This is a genomic window from Paenibacillus sp. J2R1T-4, from assembly GCF_059692235.1.
In genome coordinates this window covers 187,214-207,276 of the sequence record NZ_JCAUBA010000001.1, presented here as the reverse complement: position 1 = coordinate 207,276, position 20,063 = coordinate 187,214, and the positions used below count along the sequence as shown (strand labels likewise).

Here is a 20,063-nt window from a genome sequence, read left to right as displayed (position 1 = left end):
TAAGAATTGGATCCCAATTGTAAGCAGGAAGTTAGAACAGCAAGCGCACTGCATTCAGGGGCTTATTATTCACAGGCCATTGTGACAGATAATCTGGTGTTTGTCGCCGGGCAAGTACCGATTCATCCGCAAACCAAAGCAGTTGAAGGTGAGTCGGTAGCCGAGCAATCCCGAGCCGTCCTAGGTTATATCCAAGCGATACTGGCCGAGGTTGGTTGCACGATGAACGATATAGTCAAGATGAATTGTTATCTAACCGATCTAACGAAATTTCATGAAATGAATGATGTATTTATTGAATTTTTCGACCCTCCATATCCTGCAAGAGTGACAGTTGGGATTCAATTGATAGGATTCCAGGTGGAAATGGACTGCATAGCGCGATTAAGGAGGGAGCAGGGTGAGTTATAAGATTGTCGTAACCGACCACGGATTTCCGGATCTTAGAATGGAGAGGGAAGTTCTCGCTGACTTGCCTGTGGAAATCCTGGAATACCAATGTAAAACGCCGGAAGAGGTTATTCGTGCAGCCCGAGAGGCAGATGTGATATTAACGCAGTGGGCGCCTATTAATGCAGACGTGATCCGAACTCTTGAACAATGCAAAGCGATTGTACGATACGGCATTGGTGTCGATAATGTAGATCTCAAAGCTGCTGGAGCAAGAGGGATTCCCGTCATTAATGTTCCAGATTATGCCCTGGATGAAGTAGCTGATCATACCCTGTCTCTGCTCCTGTCGAGTGTAAGAAAGATTCCCCAAATTATGAACCGGATTCGAAGCGGCATATGGGAAACTAACCCTTGCCGACCCATGTATAGCCTGAGAGGCAGGGTTCTTGGCTTAGCAGGATTCGGCAACATCGCAAGAAAAGTAGCCATGCGCGCACAAGCTTTTGGATTAAAGGTAATCGCCTATGATCCTTATGTGCCTGAGGAACATTTTACGGCTTGTCATGTGCACCGAACGGATTGGAACTCGTTGTTAAATCAGAGCGATCTGATTTCCTTGCATTTACCGCTTACCACAGAAACCTATCATTTATTCCATGCAGAGACGTTTCAGCAGATGAAACAAGGTGCCTACTTGATCAATACAGCGAGAGGAGGATTGATCCATACCGAACAACTGATTCCGTATTTGGAGAATGGTTATTTATCGGGCGCGGCATTGGATGTATTAGAGGAAGAGCCGATTGCTGCGGGATCCAAGATCTTGAATCTTCCATCTGTTGTGTTAACCAGTCATTGCGCCTGGTATACCGAAGATAGCTTACTCCGGCTAAAGGAATTTGCTGCCCAAGAAATCGCTCGCGTGTTACACGGTGAGCCCCCTAAACATATAGCAAATCGTGAGTTTTTGTAAAGCAGAGGGCATACGGATCATTCGAATTAAAGGAGGTGAGAGGGTCTTATTGCAGGTTCATCACAAGCGTTTTCCAAGGGGACAATGAACGCATTAATCAAGGGAGGTATTCCGATGGTATATCGAAGAATGATTGGAATTTTATTGGGCTTGGTTCTGATTATCGGGGTCATTGCGGGTTGTTCGAGTAACGGCTCCAGTTCAACGTCCGGCAATTCCGGAGGGACTTTGAAGGTGGCTCTAGCAGCGGAACCTACAGCTTTCAATCCGTACACATGGGCTCAAGCCTCAGATCGGCATGTCTTTTTGCAAATCTTCAACAGCTTGATGGAGTACGATCCCAAAACCTTTGAAGTATTGCCAGGGATTATTAAGAAAGCGGATGTTAGCGCCAACGGGTTGACTTATACGTTGAATCTCCAAGAAGGGGTCGTCTTCCATAATGGCAAGAAGTTGACAGGTGACGATGTTAAAGCTTCCATTGAAAAAGCTATGGCAGCGGATGCTCCCAGAACGAATAGCCTGCTTAAATCGATCAAGGAAATCAAAGTAAATAATGAGACTCAAGTGACGGTTACCTTAAGCGAAGCGAATAGCTTGCTGCTCGACTCCTTTATCGAAGTCTATGTTACGCCTAACGATCCGAGTGTTGACCTCAAGACAAACCCGATCGGAACAGGTCCTTATAAATTCGTAAGCTGGGAGCGTAATGTTAAAGTCGTCTTGAAGAAAAATGACGCATACTGGAAAAAAGGACTGCCTAAGCTGGACGGCATCGATTTCGTCACTGTTCCAGACGGTGAAGTGAAGATGCTCCAGTTCATGAACGGACAGGTAGACTTTGTGGATTCCGTACCTACGAACAAGCTGGAACAAATCAAGGCAAACGCTAATCTTACTGTGGCACCACTGCCTTTAGCCGCAGCGATCGGCGATCATTTTATGCTGTTAAATAATTCAAAGGCACCCATGAATAACGTCAAATTCCGTCAAGCCATCAACTACGCGATTGATCGGGAAAAGATTGAGAAAGCGTTATTCGGAAACTTTACAAGTCGTACCACTGCGATACCGGAAGGACATGAGTTCTATAACAAAGATAATGTGAAATACACAAAAGATATTAATAAAGCCAAAGATTTATTGAAACAAAGCGGATATGACGGGAAGGCGTTGGAATTTGTATATATCAAAGCCGATTCGATGTATTCGATCATTGCCCAAATTGTGGAGCAATCGATGAAGGAAATTGGGATAAATGTTACCTCCAAGGAAATGGAAGTTGCTCAATGGGTCGATAAGGTTACGACTAAGAAAGAGTTTGATATTGCCTCCACAGGTATCGTGCCCAAACCGAATCCTGTCGACATGTTGAACCATGCTTATGGGAAGCAAAATGGCTCAGCGATTCAATGGGAGAACAAACAATGGTTGGATAAGCTGCTAGCAGCACAATCTCTGCCTCCTGCCGATTATAAGAAAGCATTAATGGAGCTACAGAAGGAAGTGCAAGAAGCAACCCCTGCGATCATCATCGGCGGACTAGTAAGCACACCGGGATTATCGAAGAAAGTAGAGGGCTTCATAGCCAATCCGCAAGGAAAGCTGAACTTCGAGCCTGTTTCCAAAAAGTAAAGGGATTGGATGATGTCCGTATAGGTTGAAACAGAGGTGTAGGGGATGCAACTATTCATTACACCTCTTTTGCAGAAAGGAAGGTTTTTATGCTCCAACTGATTACTAGGAAGCTCATAGAGATCTTGTCCGTGTTGTTCTTTGTATCTTTAATCGTTTTTTTCACATTCCGATTGCTGCCTGGTGACGCTGCGCAGATGAGATTAGGCTTAGAAGCGACCGATGAGTCCATTGCCGCATTGAAGATGGAAATGGGGCTGGATAAACCCATTATTGTCCAATATTTCATATGGATCGGGCAAGTGAGCATCGGAGATCTCGGCAAATCATCTTTGGATGGGAAGAGTGCAGTTTCCCTGCTCATGCAAAAGCTTCCAAATACGTTTGAGCTCGCATTCTTGGGGATGCTGTTGTCCATTGTGTTAGCCATACCCGCTGGGATTATTGCTTCCATTTACAAATATTCTGCTCTCGACCGAATATTAAGGGCCGTTTCACTATTCGGATTCAGCATACCGGCCTACTGGCTAGCGATACTATTCATGCTTCTATTTGCCTATTGGTTTAATTGGCTACCGGCTGGCGGATACGTTTCATGGTCAGAAGATCCTTGGTTACATATCAAATGTCTGGTTCTGCCTGTATGCACGGTTGGCGTCATTAATGCTGCCGTTATATTCCGCTATCTGCGTTCGGGAATGCTCGAAGTGATCGAGCAAGACTATATTCGTACAGCCCGATCTAAAGGCATTTCCGAGCGACTGGTCATTGCTAAGCATGTTGGCCGGAATGCTGTACCCAGTTTGATTACCGTAATCGCTCTAAATTTCAGCCTGCTGTTAAGCGGGATGGTCGTTACCGAACAAATATTTGCTTGGCCGGGTATCGGTTGGCTAATGATCCAATCCATCCTGTTCCGGGATTATGATGTCGTTCAAGCAGCCGTGTTAGTCTCAGCGTTGATTATCGTCATTATCAACCTGATCGGTGATCTGATTAATGCTGTATTAGATCCTAGAATTAAACGTCAAGTTTAGTTAAGAGAGGACTCGCTATGAAGAGAATATTAAAGGATCCCGCTGCTGTCCTTAGTATAGCTACTTTCCTGATCATACTCGTTCTCGCATTAATGGCTCCTTTCCTGACTCCTTACAGCTATGAGAAAATTGTGGACGCTCCTCTGTTGAAGCCTTCGGCGACTTATCTCTTGGGTACGGATGAAATTGGCAGAGACATCTTTACTCGCTTGATCTACGCAGGGAGAGTATCCCTGATAGTAGGGGTAATCTCTACTACAATTGCAATGGCAGTTGGGATTAGTCTTGGATTAATTAGCGGGTATTACGGCGGGAGAATCGATACACTCATTAGTCGTTTCCTGGATGGCTTATTAGCGTTTCCTTCCATCATTCTGGCATTGGCCGTAATGGTTGTTCTTGGTCCAGATATATACAATGCCATGCTGGCAATAGGGATCGTATCCGCACCGATCTTCGCCAGAATCACGAGAGTGAATGTGATGAGCATCAAGACCAAAGAATTTGTTGAGGCTTCGCGTTCGATGGGGGCCGGTGATCTTCGTATCATGCTTCGCGAAATATTGCCGAACTCCTTGTCTCCAATACTCGTGCAATTCAGTTTGACTTTCGCAGGAGCCGTGCTAATAGAAGCGGCCCTTAGCTTTATAGGTCTTGGAGTTCAGCCTCCTACCCCGTCTTGGGGATCTATGCTCAATTCAGGGCGTGGTTATCTTACGCAAGCCCCTCAGTATTCAATATTAGCTGGCTTCGCAGTTTTCTTGACCGTTCTATGCTTGAATCTGCTAGGAGACAGTTTACGCGATTTATTCGATCCTAGAACAGTAAAGAAACGTTAGGTGGTAGAAATAATGAGCGATACTCTAATTGAAGTCAACGATTTATGTGTTGGTTATATGGACAACCGTGAGCGGATTGAAATTTTGAAAAATATAGGTTTCCATGTCAAGCAGGGAGAGACACTCGGTATCGTAGGGGAAAGCGGTTGCGGCAAAAGTCTGACCTCCCTATCTATTTTAGGCCTGCTTTCCGAGCCTCTCAAGGTTTTCGGAGGTGCCATTCATTTCGAAGGAACAAATTTAATCCCATTAAGTAAAAAAGAAGTGAATCATTACCGGGGCAAGAAAATAGCCATGATATTCCAGGAACCGATGACTTCGCTAAACCCCGTTTTTACGATCGGTAATCAGATAGGGGAGTCCCTGAGAGCTCATATGGATATTCCCAAAAATGAGCTTGATCAACATATCATCCGACTATTGAAGTTAGTTAAAATCCCATCTCCAGAAACGAGAATGAAGGAGTACCCTCATCAATTGTCGGGCGGGATGCGACAAAGGGCGATGATTGCCATAGCACTAGCCTGTAATCCAAGACTTCTAATCGCTGATGAGCCTACTACTGCTCTGGATGTAACGATTCAATCACAGATCCTGGACTTATTGATTGAGATCCGACAAAAAAACGAGATGTCGATGATATTCATTACTCATGACCTTGGGGTATTATCCAAGGTGGCTGATCGGATTATTGTCATGTACGGAGGTCGGATTGTGGAGTCGGCCAATATCCATGATTTGTATCAAAAGCCGCTTCATCCCTATACGCAAGGATTATGGAAAGCGATTCCGAGCAAGTCTAACTTGAAGCAAAGACTTTACAATATTCCAGGCACCGTTCCTAATCCGCGTGATAAGATGCAGGGTTGCCGTTTCGCCTCACGATGCATGCATGTCCATGAGCGATGCAGGCTCAGCGAGCCGGCATTAGTAAAAGTCAATCCCGCTCATCAGGTTGCCTGCTTCTTATATGATTTATCGCCGGGAGGTGAGGCTGATGAAAGACATTCTATTGAAGACGGAAAACTTGACTAAGCATTTTCCGGTTAGGGGCAGCAGCTTTCTGCAAAAAAGCAAACAAAAAGTCCACGCACTTGATGGAATCAATCTCACGGTCTATCGCAAGGAAGTTCTTGGCGTTGTTGGAGAGAGCGGGTGTGGGAAATCAACATTGGCCCGAGTCCTGCTTCGACTGTTAGAACCTACTGACGGAATAATCGAATTCGAAGGCGAGCGTATGAATAATATAAAAGCCAAGAAGCTCCGTGAGCTGCGACAACATATGCAAATCATTTTTCAGGATCCGTTCTCTTCCCTAAATCCGCGTAAAAAAGTGCGGCAGATTATTTCTGAGCCATTGGATATTCATCGAATCGGCACCAAGCAAGAACGATTGAATCGTGTAACGGAAGTGCTGGAAGTGGTCGGTCTGAGTAAGGAGTATGCGGAACGTTATCCACACCAGTTCAGCGGAGGGCAGCGGCAGCGGATCGGTATCGCAAGAGCACTCGTTCTAAATCCGAAATTAATAATATGCGATGAACCTGTATCTGCTCTGGATGTGTCTGTTCAAGCACAGATTCTCAACTTGCTGAAGGATTTGCAGGACCAATTCGGTCTGACTTATATATTCATTGCGCATGGACTTGATGTCATAAGACATATTAGTGATCGGATTGCTGTGATGTATTTAGGGAAAGTAGTCGAAATTGGTGATTGCGAGGCTGTGTTCGAACGTCCCCTACATCCTTATACCCAGGCTCTAATATCAGCGATACCGGTTCCAGATCCATCATATCGCCAGGAGAGCATTCATCTGGTAGGAGAAATTCCTTCACCCTTATCACCTCCGACCGGCTGCAGATTCCATACACGATGTCCGTTTGCAGAAGCACGCTGTCTCTCTGAAGAGCCTGAGCTTAAACCAAGCTCGGATGGGCGTGCTGTTGCCTGTCACTTGGTGGATTAATAATCTAGTTAACTTACTTTAAACGTTGAGGAGATGAAGTCCATGTTGCAAGCAGGGATTGGAAGAGCTTGTATTACTCCGCCATTAGATATTCCAAATGGATTATGGGTAGCTCAAAAGCATATATTGCCGGATGGGTTACACCAGGATTTATGGGTAACGGCACTTGCTTTAACAGATGGTAATGAACAAATCTTGATGCTCGATTTCGATCTTGTAATGCTTTCGGATGCGCAAACAGACGCAGTTCGGAATGCTGTTGCACAAGCTGCAGGGATTAGCCGCCGCCAAGTGTTCCCTTTCTGCACGCATAATCATGCGGGGCCGATTACGCAAGAATTCTACAATGGAGAAGGGGTAGAACGCGTTCAGAGCTATATTCAGTCCCTGCCCGGTCTGGCTGCAGGCGCAGCAAGACATGCCATGCTGAATAGGACCCCAATACGGATAGCGGCCGGGAAGGGGCATTCGGAAATTGGGATTAATCGCGATCTTCCATTGGAGAGCGGAAGAATTGTTGCAGGTCCCAACCCGTTAGGCTCCAGTGACCAAGAAGTAGGCGTGATCCGTCTTGATCGCACCGATGGCAGTCCATTCGTATGCATCCTCAATTATGCCTGCCATCCGACGGTACTGGGACCAGCTAATAAATTAATCAGTCCCGATTATCCTGGAAGCGCGAAGCGAATCGTGGAGCAAGTTACAGGTGCCATTTGCTTCTTTTTGCAAGGAGCTTCCGGTGACATGGGTCCGATCGAAGGGTTCGTTGGCGAAGCTTCTGTAGCAGAGAAACTGGGCACCATACTCGGCCTTGAGGCAGCCAAGGTATTTCTATCCATAAGCACTAGCCCGACGCGTAAAAAATTGGATTCTATTATCGAATCAGGCGCTCCATTAACTCAATATGTCGATGAGCCGATTGATCAGGCTCCAGTTGCGATCCGAGTGGTTAGCCGTCCTGTTTCCTTACCTATCCGTAATCCTCTTCCAGATCTATATGAAAAAGCAGACGAACGTCTTGCTAACTGGCAAGCTGAATATCAGAAGCAACTGGATAATGGACAACCGGACGATATATTAGCGCTGCTTCATCAAAAGATTGAGCGTGAAAAATTGCGAATCGATCGCAAAAATCAGTATAAGGAATTGACCCACAGAGAAGTCGAGATGCACGCGATTGCAATAGGAGATATTGCAGTATTAGCCATGTGGGGTGAGCCTTATTGTGAGATCGGTATCGAAGTAAAACAATCTTCACCCTTTCCCCAAACGTTATTCGCTGCTTATCTAGGGGGAGATCCAATCTATATCGGTTCCCCTCAAATGTACTTGCCTCAACCGCCATTTGAAATTGAGAATAGCCCATTTGCTCCCGAAGCGGCCCAAGTTACGGTCCAATCAGCCTTAAGGCTTCTAAATGAACTGAAAGCTTTATAAATGGGCTACCCGTCAATTTCTGGCGGAGGTAGAAGGGAGGCCGATCATGATTATTACGGATATCAAGGCGGTTATAGTAAACGCTAAAATGCGCAATTGGGTTTTTATCAAAGTGGAGACGAATGAAGGGATTATCGGATGGGGAGAAGCCTCCTTAGAATGGAAGACGCGTGCGGTGGCAGGCTGTATCGAAGATTTCAAACCTTTTATCATAGGGTTAGACCCTACCAATATTGAACATCTTTATCAAGTCATGACACGTCAGCCATTTTTTCGATCCGGTGTCGAAGGGATGAGTGCTTTGAGCGGGATAGAGATGGCTTGCTGGGATATATACGGGAAATCGCTTGGACTCCCGGTGTATAAACTGTTAGGCGGAAAGGTAAGAAATAAAATTCGAATGTACGACCATTTGGGCGGCGGAGATATGGATAGCCTGTACCAATCACTTGATGATGCTCGGGTCATGGCCGAAAAAGCCAGACAGTCTGTAGATGAGGGATACACCGCATTGAAAGTATTAGTCGTTCCGCGAACGGAACCACTGGAGGGTCTGCGAGTATTAAAGCACGCTGCTTCTCTGATGGAAGCGATCCGACAGGCGGTGGGGGATGATATAGATATTATGGTCGATTTTCATGGGCGCACTACACCAGACATGGCCATCCAGTATGCAAAGGCATTAGCCCCATACCGACCATTTTTTATTGAAGAGCCTTGTTTACCTGAGAATGTTCTAGGAATGGTAAAAGTAGCAAATGCCGTAGATACGCCGATTGCAACTGGAGAAAGATTAGTGTCCCGCTATCAGTTTCGGGAGCTTTTGGAAAAAGGCGCATGCGCTGTAATTCAGCCGGATCTGTGTCACTGTGGCGGACTTTGGGAGGCTCGTAAAATAGCAGCGATGGCCGAAACCTATTACGTTGGCGTGGCTCCCCATAATCCCTTAGGCCCTATTGCAACAGCCGCATCGATCCAGTTCGCAACATGCACACCCAACTGGCTGATCCAAGAGTCGATCCGCAATGATGTGCCGTGGCGCAATGATGTGGTGAACGATCCTGTCCTCGTTCAGAACGGGTACGTTGTTCCAAGCGAACGCCCAGGGCTTGGAGTAGAGGTCAATGAACGCGAGGCAGCCAAATACCCGTTCCAACAGGAACTGCTTGTCCGATATTGGCACGAGGATGGCTCTGTTGCTGACTGGTAGACTGAAGTTGATTAGATAGATCTACAGATCACATTGAGGATGGGATCAATAAACTTGGAGCTAATCGATGGATTACATAAATGGGACCTTATCCTGGTGGCGGCCGTTTCATTGCAAGTATTGGCGGTCGCCTATCTATATGATCCGAAATGGAAAGCCCTGATGCTAAGTCTGCCATTCCCATTTACATTTGCAACATTATCCTTAGGAGAGCAGGTTCATGTAGTCAATGTAATTTCAATGGTCTTCATGTTCTTATTTATGCAAGCTGTAAGAATTCTTTATAATCAAATGCGTGTTCCCATTCTCATATCCATAATCTGTGCCGCTACAGGATACTGTCTGCTTGGGTGGTTGACCGCTCTAATCGTCCCGGTCCGCGAAGGTTTGTTCTGGTCTTGTGTGATCATCGTTTTTATATTAGCTGTTGTGCTGTTTCGATTGTTACCCTCAAAGTTAGAACCTGGCGATCGAACCCCACTGGCGATCTGGGCCAAATTTCTTTTGACAGTGGGGCTGGTTTTCTTTCTCGTCCTATTCAAGCAGCAGCTTGGCGGAGCCATTACATTTTTCCCGATGGTTGGAGTGTTCGTCGCGTACGAAGCACGCAAAAGCTTGTGGACGATGGGCAGACAAAATACTATTGTTATGATGACAATGACTCCCATGGTCGCCGCGACTCATCTGCTTTACCCCTATTTAGGACTTGGCTACTCGCTTCTGTTAGGTTGGGTGTTATTCCTCCTATGTTTTGGTACCTTTAAACTACTATCCAGTAGGCATATTTTTAATAAACATAAGAGACATGAACTTAATTATTGACACTTGGGACGCCTGGTATATGGGGTCTTTTTTTCTGCATTTTCAGCTAATTTTAAGCTTAAAATCATCTTAGTTTCAGATTAATAGACGATAATACAATCATCCCTCAAACAGAAAGGATCCATAACGAGTATGAGAACGGCAATCGGGTCGAATCGCAAGTGGATGATTGTTTCCATGGTATTATTGGTAGGATTTATTGTGTATGTGATCTTATATCCTCCCTTTACAAAGGGGGATACGGAAGTGGCTGTGGCGAAAGTTAACGGGGTTACGATCGAAAAGGAACGGCTATATCAAGCATTGCTATTAAGCGACAGCGAACAGTCAGCGCTGCAAAATTTGATTACTATGGAACTGATTCGTCAGGAGGCTGATAAGGGGGGGATTGTCATCACCGACGCAGACTTAGAGAAGGAAATGAGCACCATAAAGGCAAACTTCCCCTCAGAGGAAGAGTTCTTACAAGCTATTGCATCGTATGGGATGACGTTAGACGCTCTGAAGAAGGATATGGAGCCTCAGATCAAGCTTCGCAAGTTACTTGAACCCCAAGTGAATATCGCAAATGCCGACATCCAGACTTATTACGACACCAATCTTGAGAAATTGAAAGAGCCGGAACAGGTGAAAGCTTCCCATATATTAGTACAGACAAAAGAGGAAGCGGAGTCCATATTGGCGGAGTTGAAAAACGGAGGCGATTTCGTAAAACTCGCCAAGGAAAAGTCGCTTGACACTCAGTCCAAAGAGAGCGGGGGAGATCTTGGTTTTTTCCCGAAAGGGGTGATGGAGGAAGCCTTTGATAATGCAGCCTTTACATTACAAATCAACACCTTGAGTGACTTGGTTCAAACAACGCACGGGTACCACATTGTAAAAGTTGCAGAACGTAAAGAGGCGAGAACTCCTACTTTAGATGAGAAGAAGGAAGAAATCCGCGAGACTTTAATAAACGAACAGTTGTCGACATTGTCTTCCTCTTGGATGCAGGAGAAGATGTCTGGAGCAACGATTGAAACCTTCCTGTAGATACGGGACTGCCTTTCCCTAAACAAAAAATCAAGAGGACTCAATGAGCCCTCTTGATTTTTGTATTTCACTCCATTTTGTATAACTTAAAATAGAGATACAAGTGCTACAGCCACACTCCTGGAGGATTGGGGATTTTGACCGGTGACCAAATTGCCGTCCACTTCCACATGATCCTGACCATTTGGGCTTGCAATAAATTCTGCTTGCAGCTCTCTCATCTTGGTCTCTAGAAGAAAAGGCATGAATGATTCAAGCTTGGTCTCCGATTCTTCCGCATCCGTGAATGCCGTTACTCTTTTACCCTCAATTAATGGATTTCCTGTATCAAGCCGCGCTCCAATCAATCCTGCGGGGCCGTGACAGACCGCGCCAATCGGTTTGTTGGCTTTGGAGAAGTCCGTAAGCAGATTCTGAAGATGCAGATTATTCGGGAGATCGAACATGGCTCCATGTCCACCAGGAAGGAATATCCCCGCATAGTCTGCGGCTGTTATATCGGATAAAGGTTTGGTATCATTCAACAGGTGCTTATATTCATTCCAACTCTCGGGAATTCCATTGGCTACGCTGTTAGGATCAACCTGAGAGACTCCGCCCTCCGGACTTGCGATCGTAATTTCGTATCCCGCTTCGATAAAAACCTCATAAGGCTCAACGAATTCAGACAGCCATATCCCCGCAAGCTTTCCATTATCCATCACATGACCGTTCGTTACGACGATTAATAGTTTCGGATCCTTCATCTCAATCACTCCTTATAATGGTTCCTACTTCATATATACCCTTCAAGGAGAGAAGACAATCTTCCTATATTTCACTTATGAACGGGAGAATCTGAATTTCCATAGTCCTCCACTGATTTCCAAGCGTCGTTGTCATCCAAACGATTCTGCTCGGTTAGGCTGTTAGGGCTCGTTGCTCCCCGGCCAGGCTCCATAATCTCTTCCTCGACAGGACGATAGTCCGAGACGGTTTGATGCGGCACATGCTCGATACAATAGGCCGTGTACGGAATGGCCTGCAGCCGTTCATACGGAATCGACTTGCCGCACTCTTGGCACACCCCGTAATCACCGCTATCGATCCGCGACAAGGCATCATTGACCTCATATAACTGATGCTTCAAATTCTCATCGATTGCTTGATCCCGACTCCTTTCGAATACTTCTGTAGCCACATCGGCCGGATGATTATCTACAGCGGACAATTCGCCAGTAGAGACAAGCAGCGAATCATCTTCATCAGCATCTCTATTAAAGTGGTTGTCCAATACGCCTTTCTCCTCTAGGAGCATATCCTTCAAAATTCGAATTTGTTTCTTAGTTACATGGCTCATGGATCACACGTCCTTTCTTGTATAGAAGAAAATAGATTAGTTGAGTAAAGAGGTATAATTTATACTTACCCTTTTTGTCGGCAATCGAAGCAATGGGGTACTGCACTATTCCGTGCTCTCCTTCAAATTGCTCACCAGGAAGGGTGGAGTTGCTTAATTAGTTAATATAGTTAATAATTAAATGAAGGGATACAAACTCGGCTGAAAAGGAGATTTTAATAATGAATACAAATGAAGAAAACAAGGTTCGTGATATTTATAAACAGCTATTAGAGGGTTGGAACAACCGTGATGCAGAAGCCATGTGCGAACCTTTTGCTGAAGATGGTGAACTCATAGGCTTTGATGGGAGTCAGGTTAGCGGGAAAATGGAGATCGTCTTACATCTTCAACCCATCTTTGCACATCACCCAACTGGAGCGTTTGTAGCAAAACCAAAAGAAATACGCTTTTTGGCTCCAGATGTTGCGGTATTAAGAGCAATTGCAGGCATGGTGCCGTCCGGTCAATCTGACCTCCGTCCAGAGGTTAATACACACCATACACTTGTGGCTGCGAAGCGTGATGATAAATGGCGCATTATTCTCTTTCAGAACACACCCGCTCAGTTTCACGGTCGTCCGCATTTGGTCCAGGAAATGACAGATGAGCTCCGTGAGTGGATGAATGAATCCTAGAACAAACTGCCCCCTAGAATGACTATTCTAAGGGGCTTCACAAGCGAGCACTTTTGAATGCTCGTCGTCATATTGGTCAACGTTCAGCTGTTTGTTCGAACAGTTGGATGATCTCCAGTATTGTGTTCGTGGCTTTCTCCATGTTATCTATGGAGATGTATTCGAAGCGGCCGTGATAGTTCTCGCCTCCGGTGAATATGTTCGGGGTAGGCAAGCCCATATACGATAGTTGAGAGCCGTCCGTTCCGCCTCTTATTGGGCGAACGATCGGTTCAATACCCAGGTTTGTCATCGCCTTGTGAGCGATGTCTACAATATGACGAACGGGTTCGATTTTCTCCCTCATATTGTAATACTGATCTTTGATCTCGAGCGTGATCCTTGATTCACCGTAAATCGCCTTCAACTCTTCTACAATCCTCGTTAGTGTAGCCTTTCTTGCGTTGAAGTTGTCTTTATCGAAATCACGAATGAGGTAATGCAGCTTCGTTTCTTCCACATCTCCCTGCATGGAGATCAGGTGATAAAAGCCCTCGTAGCCTTCAGTATGCTCTGGGGCCTCCTTAACGGGCAACCTCTGATTGATCTCCATCGCTATTTTAGCAGAGTTAATCATTTTTCCCTTCGCGGTACCTGGATGAACGATTTTGCCATGACATGTAATCAGCACTCGGGCCGCATTGAAGCTTTCGTATTGCAGCTCGCCGAGAGGTCCTCCGTCCATTGTATAGGCGTAAGAAGCGTCAAAGGCAGCAACATCGAAACGATGAGGGCCGCGGCCTATCTCTTCATCTGGAGTGAAGGCAACCCGCACCTTGCCGTGTTTGATCTCTGGGTGACGGATTAGCGTATCCATTGCGGTCATAATCTCGGCGATCCCTGCCTTGTTGTCGGCGCCAAGTAACGTCGTACCGTCTGTTGTCATTATGGTGTGGCCTGCATACTGCGCAAGCTCAGGAAAGTCCCGAGGAGACAGCACGACCTGCAAGCTTTCGTTCAAGACAATGTCCGTACTGTCATAGTTCTCAATGATTCGCGGTTTCACTCCAGCACCCGTGAAATCTGTTGCAGTATCCAGATGCGACATGAATCCGATTGTCGGTACTTGCTTGTCCGTATTGGCAGGCAGGGTAGCCATTACATAGCCATTAGCATCTATGGTTACTTCTTGCATGCCGATACGCTGCAGTTCGTCCACGAGCATTCGAGCGAGAGTCAGCTGTCCTATTGTGGTAGGACAGGTGTTGCTGCTGTCGTCGGACTGTGTATCAACTTGGACATATGTAGTTAACCGTTGGATAAGGTCATTTTTCATCTTGGCATTCATCTCCTTTAGCTATATTATAAAACAAATCCAAGCGGAGACAAATTCAAGACATGAAAAGGATTTATACCCAAAAGAGGAATTGGCAGATTTCTTTCGAATATACAAATAATTCAATATATGAGCAATGCCGCATAGTTTCTGGTCTTAACTACATATTTTGATAGTGACATCTCCAGATGTTGGGAGTAAAATAAAGAAGAACAGTTGTTCTGGTAGAAAGGAGGCTAAGATGCCATACATAGAGATTAAGGATTTGGAAATGTTTTATGAGAAGATGGGTGTGGGTGATCCCGTGCTCTTTTTGCATAGTGGTTATTCTAGAGGGATATTGGCTTTTGCAAGTCAATTGCTTGATTTTCAGAGAAGCTACACCTGTTATTATCCCGATTTTCGAGGCCACGGTAGAACCAGATGTGAGAGTCTGACATGGAATACCTTGCAGCTGGCAGATGACATTGTGGTGTTTATGGATCGAATGGAAATATCCAGAGCTCACTTTATTGGTTATAGCCTAGGAGCGAGTGTAGCCAAATATGTAGCTGTTAATAATCCAACCAAGGTTGCTACGATAACTACGATCGGTCATAGTGGTTTCAATGATCCTACCGGTGTTGAGGAGTTTGAACCGGAATGGCTTATTGAGCATGGGAAACAGGAGATCATCAATCAAATGATAGAAAGACATGAGGATGCACATCGAGGTAATTGGCAACAATTTATGCGTCAGAGTGCCATTGATTGGCGGCTTTTCCCTCAGCTCACCCAACATCAGATTAGCAGCATCAGTTGTCCTGCATTGTTTATCGCGGGAGAACATGATCCATTCGTTAATGAAGAACGACTGAAATTATTAACTTCCCTTGTTGCAGGATCAGAATATTTGGTTGTACCGGGGGGAAGTCACAGACCACACATGCTTAGAGAAAGTCCGATCTTTGTAAATGATGCCATCCTTCAATTTTTGAGTAAACATGCCCACCAACTGGGTGGCTTCACTAGCGGTTAACATGTAAGGAGGAGTTATACATGAGAGTTACATTTATGACCACCATTATGAAATCACAATCCAAAAACGCTACCGGCATTCCGGTACCACCCGAGGCAATGGCCGCGCTTGGTAATCAAAAGAAGTATAGTGTCGTAGTTAGCTTGAACGGGTTCACTTATCGCAGTACGGTTAGTTTTTACAGTGGAGAATTCCTCCTTCCCTTGAGTGCAGCCCATAGAGAAGCGTCGGGTGTGGGGGCTGGGGAACAAGTGGAGGTCACGCTCGAGCTGGATTTGGAGCCTCGAACCGTTGAGGTTCCGGATGACCTCCGGATCGCGCTATCAGCCCAGACAGGCGCCAATGAGGCGTTCGATGCTTTGTCCTACTCTAAGCGCAAAGAATTCGTCCGGCAGGTGGAGGAGGCCAAAACGCAAGAAACCCGCGATCGACGCATCTCAGGTATCGTCATCAAAATGAGCGATTCCTGAACTCATCTTGCAATAGAAAGGTGTGTGTACAGGTTGGATCCGTCTATTAAATTGATAGATAGCTTCTTGTGGAAATTCAGGGGAGAGAGAAAATGGATGCCTCTAACAATCAAACAATGTTCGGAAGCTGATATTGTGTGGAGACCTACTGCTGAAAGCAACAGTATAGCCAATCTTGTTGCTCATATTTGGGGAACGGTGCATCAACGTGTTGAGATCCTGTTTTTTGACGTACCCGATACACGAGACAGGGATAAAGAATTTGATAAAGAGCTCTTAATGTCGAAAGACGAAGCAATACAGCTAATTACTAAATCTTTCGATGTAATCATACAAGTTCTGGAAGATATGAAGTCGAAACCCGAGGTGTTACTTTCACAACCTTATATAAATATGGCACCGCTTACATATAGTTCTTTGAACAATCAATCCACCGTTCTCGACATTATGATGCAGATGATGAATCATTTACCCTTTCATACAGGTCAGATTTCTTATATAGCCAAAATGAGAATAGGGCAATTAAAATGGTAAGTTACTAGTTGGGAGGAACCAAGAATGAGTGAAGAGAACGTACAAATGTCCATACGCGAGCATGAGTTAAAAGATGCTGTCAATCAGATTGTTGGCGGGTATCCCGAAGTATCTATAATAATTGATGGGTTCAATTCAACATTGTTTCGTGTTAAAAATAAGTCGTTTGTAAGAATTGCTGGAGATGAACAGCACGGCTATTTTTTATGCTTTAAGGCAAGCCCCGAAGCTCAACAATTTCTTGTGCAGCAGGAGCAGTATTGGAAGACGCCCTATTTTGGACAGTATGGATGGGTATCGACTTGGGCGAATCAACCAGAAAGCTGGGAAGAGCTCAAGCCGCTTCTCAAGGAAGCCTATGTCCTCGCTGCACCCAAAAGTGTTCTGAAACTACTTCAGTAATAAAGGAGTGTATGTCCATGACAATGACAACGAATCCAGTTCCGAAATTGTATTATGATGGTGGAGAGATTGACGTGCTTTGGGATAACCATGATCAGGCTATCGCATGGTATGAGACTTTTATGGGGTGGGAAGTGAAGCGAAAAGAACTATGGTCGCCTGATCAGCGCGTAATAAGAGGCAGAATGACGCATCTTGGCTATGGTACTTGGCTGAACTCCGTGCTAACATCGCAAAAGCTTCCATTTCATTATGCTGATCGTGGCAGCGTCGATCCCCACATACGTTGGTGTTGGAGAACGAAAAACTTACAAACAGCGCATACCTTGTTCAATGAAAACAGGATACGGGTGACTGACATTTACCGCGGTCCCGACGGAAAACAATACTTTGATTTTTGGGCAACAGCGGAAGGAGCACGGCTCACGGCAGAAGAGGACGACACACTTACGACTAAAGGCTTTAAGCCCTCCGTAACACGGATTGGTGTCAGCGATTTACGTCAAGCGAGGCAGTGGTACGGTGAGTTCGTTGGAATGAATGTTCTGGAAGATCATATGGAAGACGGCTACCTAGTCTTACATCTACGAGAGAACTACTCAGAGACGAACAAATCCATCTGGATACTGGAACAGCTCCCGATGGATTCGTATAAAGGCAAGATTGACGGTATGATTCGTCCGCTCACCCTGGTTAAGAGTAGAGCTGCTTTTTTTTCTTATCATCAATTCTTGAGTGACAGTGGAGTAGACTGCGGAGACATTGGCGGTTTCTTGGAAAAGGGAAGAGTTTTGTTTCATTTCTATGATTCAGACGGTAACCGTTTTAACGTGAGTCATTGCTAGAAGACTACAGGTCGTTTTGTACGGTTTTACCTGCATAGAAGATTCCACTCTCGATTCTTTCATTTTCTTTAGCTGAAATGGATTTCATTATTAGTTTAAATACGAGTGTCTTACTCCCCAATGACGATTTGTATTTTTCCAGATGGGTTTTGGGCAATGGCTGCTCATAGTATCCAGGTACATATTTATCCAACATACTTTGCATGGCTTCCGCAGCCTCATCCGAATCTGTAACGAACTCAACTAGTCCGAAAATCATAACGCTCATATATGACGTATCGGTATGAGCAGGAATGGGGCTGGTTAATGTACCGAATTCTTCGCTCACGGTGAAACAAGCTTCCTGATTTTGCTGAATATAAGACACTTTTCGTCCCTCCGAGGCGCCATGAAAGTAAACAGACTCTCTCAACCATGTGAAGTTCAGCGGAACCACATAAGGGAGATCATTCACGGAAAGACCTAAGAACCCCGTTTTTGCGTTTAACAAAAAGGATTCTATTTTCAATTGGTCCGTACATTCTCTCTTTTGCATTCTGACGGGAAACATGCTCATGCACACCTTTCAGTACCTCTGTTTTTTGTGATATAGTCATAATAATGAAGAAATGTCCCTAAGAAAAGGGACAGATTTCAATTTTTTTATGGGGTCAGGTGCTGGAAGTGTTTGAGATAACACCTTTACTGGATAAGCAAGGTAGTAGGAAGCCTTTATATACTCAATTGTACATCTACATCAAGGAGCAGATAGAATCCGGATCTATTGCTCATGGCTCCAAACTGCCGTCGATTCGTCAATTATCACACTATCTGAATATTAGTAAAAACACGGTGGAGGCGGCTTATCAGCAGTTACTGGCAGAAGGGTACATTGAAAGTAAAAAACGGAACGGCTTAAGAGTACTCTCATTAGAGGAAGGAAGTTTAACAAATGCTTCGAATGCATTAATTTCACTTGAAAATCATCATGAGGAGACATATCGCTACAATTTTCAGTATGGTGATATTGAGTTGGTGCGTTTTCCAATGAGCATTTGGAAAAGATGTTTGTCGGATTCCTTATACAAGGACCCGCATCAATTATTAGGATATGGCCATCCGCAAGGGGATCCGGAGCTTAGAGTAGAAATTGCCAAATATTTGTTTCAATCTCGCGGGGTTTCCTGCAATCCTAATCAAATTCTCATTTGTTCCGGAACACAGCATTCCATCAGTATGTTAATACAGCTGTTGTCTCTAGGAGGACAAAACATAGCTATGGAAGACCCGGGTTATAATGGGGTTAGAACCGTATTTAGAAACCATGGCTGTAAGATAATGCCCATTTCCATCGAACAGGACGGATTGAATATAGAAGAACTGCAAGCTACAACCGTTAAAGTTAATGCGATTTATGTGACTCCGTCTCATCAATTCCCGCTAGGCATGGTGTTGTCTATACAGAAAAGAATGAAGCTGCTGCAATGGGCCAACTTGAACGATGCCATTATAATAGAGGATGATTACGATAGTGAGTTTCGTTATTTAGGACAACCGATCCCTTCACTAAAAGCGTTAGATTCAGATGAACGTGTCGTTTATTTGGGGACATTTTCAAAATCGTTTTTACCGGCTGCTCGATTAAGCTACATGGTTCTACCCACAAGGATGATGACACAGTTGGAAGAAATGCTCTCGGTTTATAATCAAGTGGTATCTCCGATTATTCAACAGGCTGTGTTTCTTTTCATGAATCGAGGGCATTTTTCAGGACATATACGCAAAATGAGGAGAATCTACCAAGCTAAGCATAAAGCACTTATAAGCGCGATACATCGCTACATGGGTGATCATGTTACTATAATTGGATACAAATCAGGGCTGCATATATTGTTAGATATCAAGCAAAGGGACAGCAGTCAGTTAATTGAACTGGGAGCTAATAGTGGAGTAAAAGTATATTCCCCTAAAAGTCACTGGTTTGACCCTGCAACTTGCCCGCCATCTTTTGTATTAATTGGATTTGGAGGCATGAGTGAAGATGCAATCGAGGAAGGGATCCGACTGTTAAGTATTGCTTGGTTCGGATCATGAGTGATGCAGAAAGGTATGGATTGCTCGTTTAATTAGTATCATG

Annotated in this window: 22 protein-coding genes; 18 read left to right on the top strand and 4 right to left on the bottom strand. The window is 44.9% G+C overall.

Annotation, left to right across the window (positions count from 1 at the left end; all coding sequences use genetic code 11):
• Nucleotides 1-6: 6 nt before the first annotated feature.
• The 11 genes from AC58QD_RS01025 (at nt 7) to AC58QD_RS00975 (ending at nt 11,347) form a co-directional block, all read left to right on the top strand.
• On the top strand, nt 7-411 hold the full coding sequence (locus AC58QD_RS01025) for a RidA family protein (protein ID WP_497329089.1): 405 nt from the start codon (nt 7-9) through the stop codon (nt 409-411).
• Nucleotides 401-1,366 (top strand): C-terminal binding protein, encoded by a 966-nt coding sequence (locus AC58QD_RS01020; RefSeq protein ID WP_497329087.1) that lies wholly within the window; start codon nt 401-403, stop codon nt 1,364-1,366. The genes AC58QD_RS01025 and AC58QD_RS01020 overlap by 11 nt, the downstream gene beginning before the upstream one ends.
• 114 nt (nt 1,367-1,480) lie before the next feature.
• Entirely contained in the window at nt 1,481-3,001 is a 1,521-nt protein-coding gene (locus AC58QD_RS01015) for an ABC transporter substrate-binding protein (RefSeq protein ID WP_497329085.1), read from the top strand.
• 89 nt (nt 3,002-3,090) lie between these two features.
• Nucleotides 3,091-4,038: an ABC transporter permease gene (locus AC58QD_RS01010; RefSeq protein WP_497329083.1), complete on the top strand. Its 948-nt coding sequence runs from the start codon at nt 3,091-3,093 to the stop codon at nt 4,036-4,038.
• Nucleotides 4,039-4,055: 17 nt separating this feature from the next.
• A complete protein-coding gene (locus tag AC58QD_RS01005) occupies nt 4,056-4,877 on the top strand; it encodes an ABC transporter permease (protein ID WP_497329081.1) in 822 nt (273 codons plus the stop codon).
• A 12-nt stretch (nt 4,878-4,889) separates the two neighbouring features.
• Complete coding sequence (locus tag AC58QD_RS01000) at nt 4,890-5,912, top strand: ABC transporter ATP-binding protein (protein WP_497329079.1); 1,023 nt, start codon at nt 4,890-4,892, stop codon at nt 5,910-5,912.
• On the top strand, nt 5,875-6,846 hold the full coding sequence (locus tag AC58QD_RS00995; protein WP_497329077.1) for an ABC transporter ATP-binding protein: 972 nt from the start codon (nt 5,875-5,877) through the stop codon (nt 6,844-6,846). The genes AC58QD_RS01000 and AC58QD_RS00995 overlap by 38 nt, the downstream gene beginning before the upstream one ends.
• Before the next feature lie 42 nt (nt 6,847-6,888).
• A complete protein-coding gene (locus AC58QD_RS00990; protein WP_497329075.1) occupies nt 6,889-8,283 on the top strand; it encodes a hypothetical protein in 1,395 nt (464 codons plus the stop codon).
• Between the two features lie 46 nt (nt 8,284-8,329).
• Nucleotides 8,330-9,493: a galactonate dehydratase gene (dgoD, locus tag AC58QD_RS00985; protein ID WP_497329073.1), complete on the top strand. Its 1,164-nt coding sequence runs from the start codon at nt 8,330-8,332 to the stop codon at nt 9,491-9,493.
• 54 nt (nt 9,494-9,547) lie between these two features.
• Complete coding sequence (locus AC58QD_RS00980; protein WP_497329071.1) at nt 9,548-10,315, top strand: hypothetical protein; 768 nt, start codon at nt 9,548-9,550, stop codon at nt 10,313-10,315.
• Nucleotides 10,316-10,447: 132 nt separating this feature from the next.
• Nucleotides 10,448-11,347, top strand: coding sequence for a foldase protein PrsA (locus tag AC58QD_RS00975; protein ID WP_497329069.1), 900 nt, complete (start codon nt 10,448-10,450; stop codon nt 11,345-11,347).
• A gap of 86 nt (nt 11,348-11,433) precedes the next feature.
• On the opposite strand, the gene AC58QD_RS00970 is transcribed toward AC58QD_RS00975, so the two are convergent.
• Both AC58QD_RS00970 and AC58QD_RS00965 read right to left on the bottom strand, forming a co-directional pair.
• On the bottom strand, nt 11,434-12,093 hold the full coding sequence (locus AC58QD_RS00970; RefSeq protein WP_497329067.1) for a type 1 glutamine amidotransferase domain-containing protein: 660 nt from the start codon (nt 12,091-12,093) through the stop codon (nt 11,434-11,436).
• Between the two features lie 71 nt (nt 12,094-12,164).
• Nucleotides 12,165-12,686 (bottom strand): TraR/DksA C4-type zinc finger protein, encoded by a 522-nt coding sequence (locus AC58QD_RS00965; protein ID WP_497329065.1) that lies wholly within the window; start codon nt 12,684-12,686, stop codon nt 12,165-12,167.
• Nucleotides 12,687-12,907: 221 nt separating this feature from the next.
• Here AC58QD_RS00965 and AC58QD_RS00960 point away from each other — a divergent pair, with 221 nt between their 5' ends.
• Entirely contained in the window at nt 12,908-13,363 is a 456-nt protein-coding gene (locus AC58QD_RS00960) for an SgcJ/EcaC family oxidoreductase (RefSeq protein WP_497329063.1), read from the top strand.
• Between the two features lie 76 nt (nt 13,364-13,439).
• On the opposite strand, the gene pepT is transcribed toward AC58QD_RS00960, so the two are convergent.
• On the bottom strand, nt 13,440-14,678 hold the full coding sequence (gene pepT / locus AC58QD_RS00955; protein WP_497329061.1) for a peptidase T: 1,239 nt from the start codon (nt 14,676-14,678) through the stop codon (nt 13,440-13,442).
• A 241-nt stretch (nt 14,679-14,919) separates the two neighbouring features.
• Here pepT and AC58QD_RS00950 point away from each other — a divergent pair, with 241 nt between their 5' ends.
• The 5 genes from AC58QD_RS00950 to AC58QD_RS00930 are packed head-to-tail and all read left to right on the top strand — an operon-like array spanning nt 14,920 to nt 17,947.
• Nucleotides 14,920-15,696, top strand: coding sequence for an alpha/beta fold hydrolase (locus AC58QD_RS00950; RefSeq protein ID WP_497329059.1), 777 nt, complete (start codon nt 14,920-14,922; stop codon nt 15,694-15,696).
• A 20-nt stretch (nt 15,697-15,716) separates the two neighbouring features.
• Nucleotides 15,717-16,166, top strand: a complete 450-nt coding sequence (locus AC58QD_RS00945; protein ID WP_497329057.1) for a YdeI/OmpD-associated family protein — start codon at nt 15,717-15,719, stop codon at nt 16,164-16,166.
• Between the two features lie 24 nt (nt 16,167-16,190).
• Nucleotides 16,191-16,700, top strand: coding sequence for a DUF1572 family protein (locus AC58QD_RS00940; protein WP_497329055.1), 510 nt, complete (start codon nt 16,191-16,193; stop codon nt 16,698-16,700).
• A 24-nt stretch (nt 16,701-16,724) separates the two neighbouring features.
• The gene (locus AC58QD_RS00935; protein WP_497329053.1) at nt 16,725-17,102 is read left to right on the top strand and encodes an MmcQ/YjbR family DNA-binding protein; all 378 of its coding nucleotides are present in this window, start codon (nt 16,725-16,727) and stop codon (nt 17,100-17,102) included.
• A 17-nt stretch (nt 17,103-17,119) separates the two neighbouring features.
• The gene (locus AC58QD_RS00930; protein ID WP_497329051.1) at nt 17,120-17,947 is read left to right on the top strand and encodes a hypothetical protein; all 828 of its coding nucleotides are present in this window, start codon (nt 17,120-17,122) and stop codon (nt 17,945-17,947) included.
• 4 nt (nt 17,948-17,951) lie between these two features.
• Here AC58QD_RS00930 and AC58QD_RS00925 read toward each other — a convergent pair whose 3' ends face one another.
• On the bottom strand, nt 17,952-18,482 hold the full coding sequence (locus AC58QD_RS00925; RefSeq protein ID WP_497330034.1) for a pyridoxamine 5'-phosphate oxidase family protein: 531 nt from the start codon (nt 18,480-18,482) through the stop codon (nt 17,952-17,954).
• A 128-nt stretch (nt 18,483-18,610) separates the two neighbouring features.
• Between AC58QD_RS00925 and pdxR the strand changes: the two genes are divergently transcribed.
• Nucleotides 18,611-20,020 (top strand): MocR-like pyridoxine biosynthesis transcription factor PdxR, encoded by a 1,410-nt coding sequence (pdxR, locus tag AC58QD_RS00920; RefSeq protein ID WP_497329049.1) that lies wholly within the window; start codon nt 18,611-18,613, stop codon nt 20,018-20,020.
• Nucleotides 20,021-20,063 lie beyond the last annotated feature (43 nt).